Genomic DNA, 2857 nt, shown 5'->3' on the forward strand with positions numbered 1-2857 from the left:
TCAAACGGAAAGCGCCGGAAAGACGTGGATACGAGATCGTTTTCATCGGTGGTACGGGGTTGATCACCTGCATCGTCACAAAGAAGTCCGGTTTCGACAGGGCGCTGCCCGTGGTTTCCACCAGTCCGATCTGACCATCGTCGTCCAATCTGTAATGGCGATGTTACGAAGATGTAGACGAGGACGTAAGAACACGAAGATAAGAAGGAGAGAATATGAGTTACGAAACTTTCAGAAATGCCCAGCGTGAAGTCTGGATCGAATCGGAAGGTGTGAGAGTCGGCGGTTTTTTGGCCATACCCGATGGGGCGGCCTCGATCGTGCTTTTCGCCCATGGAAGCGGAAGCAGTCGTTTCAGCTCCCGCAACAACTACGTCGCCTCCGTACTTCACGAAGCGGGCATCGCGACACTCCTTTTCGATTTGTTGATGGAACACGAGGAGATCGACCGCAGAAACGTCTTCGATATCGATCTTCTGGCTTCCAGGCTGATGCTCGCGACGGAGTGGGTCAAGGCGGATGAAGCGCTATCGGGACTCAAGATGGGCTATTTTGGCGCGAGCACAGGCTCGGCGGCCGCACTGAAGGCATCGGTACTGACACCCTATGAAATAAACGCCATCGTATCTCGCGGCGGCCGTCCCGACATGGCGGCGGACGTGCTGGAGAGAGTGACCGCCCCGACGCTGCTGATCGTCGGCGGGAACGACGACATCGTTCTGGAGCTCAACGAAGCGGCCTACGCGAAACTGCAATGTGAAAAGAAGATGGTGATCGTGCCGGGAGCCACCCATCTCTTCGAAGAGCCGGGTGCCCTCGAATCTGTGGCCGAACTGGCCAAAGATTGGTTCGTGAATCATCTGGGAAATGATTCATGAAGTAGCTGTTCAATCGCTGTGTTGTAGGAGCGGGGGTATGCTATACTTCTACGGATTTCAGAAGATAGGAAAACTGTTTTGACCACCGAAGAGAAAGTGATACTGCTGGCCATGCTGAAAAGAGAAGAGGGCGAAAGCCTCAAAGATGTGCTGCTCATGCTTGAAAACAGCCGTGTTTTCACCCTCAAAGAGGGGAAAAGGTTGGCCCGGGGACTGAAAGAAGAGGGATATATCGAAAAGGGCGAACTGACCGTCAAGGGAGAGGCCGCCGCGAGAACCGCCGAAGAAGAGTTTAAACTTTCCTGATAATTGCCGATAGTTTTGCTTGATACAAACAAACCGAAAGAAGGGGCAGGACATGCCGAAAACACTGCGCGGCAAATTTCTCTGGATGCTGTTGGGAACGATGGTTTCCGGATCTTTACTGCTCTCTTTCTATCTTTTTTCCAGTTTCAACCGTGTCGTCAGCCAGGCTGTGGAGTCGAAAGTCAAAACCATCAGCGACTCCATCTTTATCGCGGTACGTACCAGCATGAATTTCGGCGATCCCGCCGTCGTGCACGATACGCTGGAGTCTGTGAAAAAGATCGAAGGGATCAAACATGTCGGGATCGCGAAATCGAAAGAGGTGATCAAAGCCTTCGGACTGCCTGATTCTCCTTCCTCAGACCCGGAAATACTCAAAGTCTTCGAGTCCAGGAAACTGGCGATTCTCGAAAAAGAGGAACCCGTACACGCCATCCGCCTGCTCAAACCGCTCACGGCCACGGGCGAATGTCTTACATGCCATACCAACGTGAAAAAGGGAGATGTCCTGGGCGTCATGGATGTGGAGGTCTCTTTGCAGGAGAGCGATGCGCAGATAAACGCCCTCAAGATCGCCATCGCCGTCGGACTGGCTGTCGCTACGATCGCTACGATCGCGCTTTTCATGCTCTTTTTCCGAAACAGCATTTTCAAACCTCTCAAAGTGATGGAGGAGCGGGCAGAAGATATCGCCAGCGGTGAAGGAGATCTGACGAGGCGTCTGAGATTCGTCAAAGGGGATGAGATAGGGAAAGTGGCGCAGCGTATCGACGCTTTTATCGACAAGGTGCATCGAACCATCGCCCAAGTCAAAGAGGCGAGCCATCAGAATCTCACCGTCGTGGAGGATCTGGAAAAAGAGTCGAAACGGGTCGAAGAGCGTTCTGTCGAAGGAATCGATGCGGTCAGGAAAACCGTCGGAATGGGCGTGACAATGAAGGAGCATCTCGACGAGACGATCGAAAGCACACGGCAGAGTCTGGAAAACGTACAAAATGCCAAAGAGCGGATCGAAAACGTTCAGGGGGAGATAGAGAGACTCGTTCGTCAAGTGGCGGAACAGGCCCAAACGGGTACCCAGATGGCCGAGAAGCTGACGCTTCTTACCGACAATACCACGGCGGCCAAAAACGTACTCTCCTCCATCTCCGAAATCGCCGAACAGACCAATCTATTGGCCCTCAATGCCGCCATAGAGGCGGCACGTGCGGGAGAACACGGCCGGGGATTCGCCGTCGTCGCCGACGAAGTGCGGAAACTGGCCGAACAGACCCAGAAAAGCCTGAGTGAGATCGATGCCACGATCGGTATGATGGTCTCCGAGATCGCCGATACGAGTGCCACCATGAACCAAAATGCCAAACAGATAGAAAAACTGACCAAAACCGCCGACGAGACCGACGAAAAGATCGTCGAAGCGGTGAAATATATGGAGAGTGTCGAAACGGTGAGCCGTCAGACGGTGGAGATATCCAATCGTCTCGCCGAACAGATCGAATCGATACTCCGTGAGATCGAATCGATTGAAAAGAGTTCGGAGGAAAATATCGAAAGTGTGAAAACGACACAGAGTGTCGCGCGGCGCATCGCCGACATCGCAAGGGAACTGAACCGGACGCTCGAGAATTTCAAAACCTGATTTTGGGGATCAGGCCGGTTTCTCCTCCTCCTTT

At 53.1% G+C, this 2857-nt stretch carries 3 protein-coding genes; all 3 read left to right on the plus strand.

Going from position 1 to position 2857, the window contains the following annotated elements; genetic code table 11:
• Window positions 1-215: 215 nt before the first annotated feature.
• The 3 genes from Q1K23_RS08905 (at window position 216) to Q1K23_RS08915 (ending at window position 2823) form a co-directional block, all read left to right on the plus strand.
• Entirely contained in the window at window positions 216-878 is a 663-nt protein-coding gene (locus tag Q1K23_RS08905) for an alpha/beta hydrolase (RefSeq protein WP_300363957.1), read from the plus strand.
• 78 nt (window positions 879-956) lie between these two features.
• Complete coding sequence (locus Q1K23_RS08910; RefSeq protein ID WP_300363959.1) at window positions 957-1184, plus strand: hypothetical protein; 228 nt, start codon at window positions 957-959, stop codon at window positions 1182-1184.
• A gap of 52 nt (window positions 1185-1236) precedes the next feature.
• Window positions 1237-2823 (plus strand): methyl-accepting chemotaxis protein, encoded by a 1587-nt coding sequence (locus Q1K23_RS08915; protein WP_300363961.1) that lies wholly within the window; start codon window positions 1237-1239, stop codon window positions 2821-2823.
• The last annotated feature ends 34 nt before the right edge of the window (window positions 2824-2857 follow it).

It is taken from the genome of Hydrogenimonas sp., assembly GCF_029933015.1.
Lineage (GTDB): Bacteria > Campylobacterota > Campylobacteria > Campylobacterales > Hydrogenimonadaceae > Hydrogenimonas.

Coding starts and splice junctions, on each gene's coding strand:
- Q1K23_RS08905 (WP_300363957.1), top strand. CDS start 216: ATGAGTTACGAAACTTTCAGAAATGCCCAGCGTGAAGTCTGGATCGAA.
- Q1K23_RS08915 (WP_300363961.1), top strand. CDS start 1,237: ATGCCGAAAACACTGCGCGGCAAATTTCTCTGGATGCTGTTGGGAACG.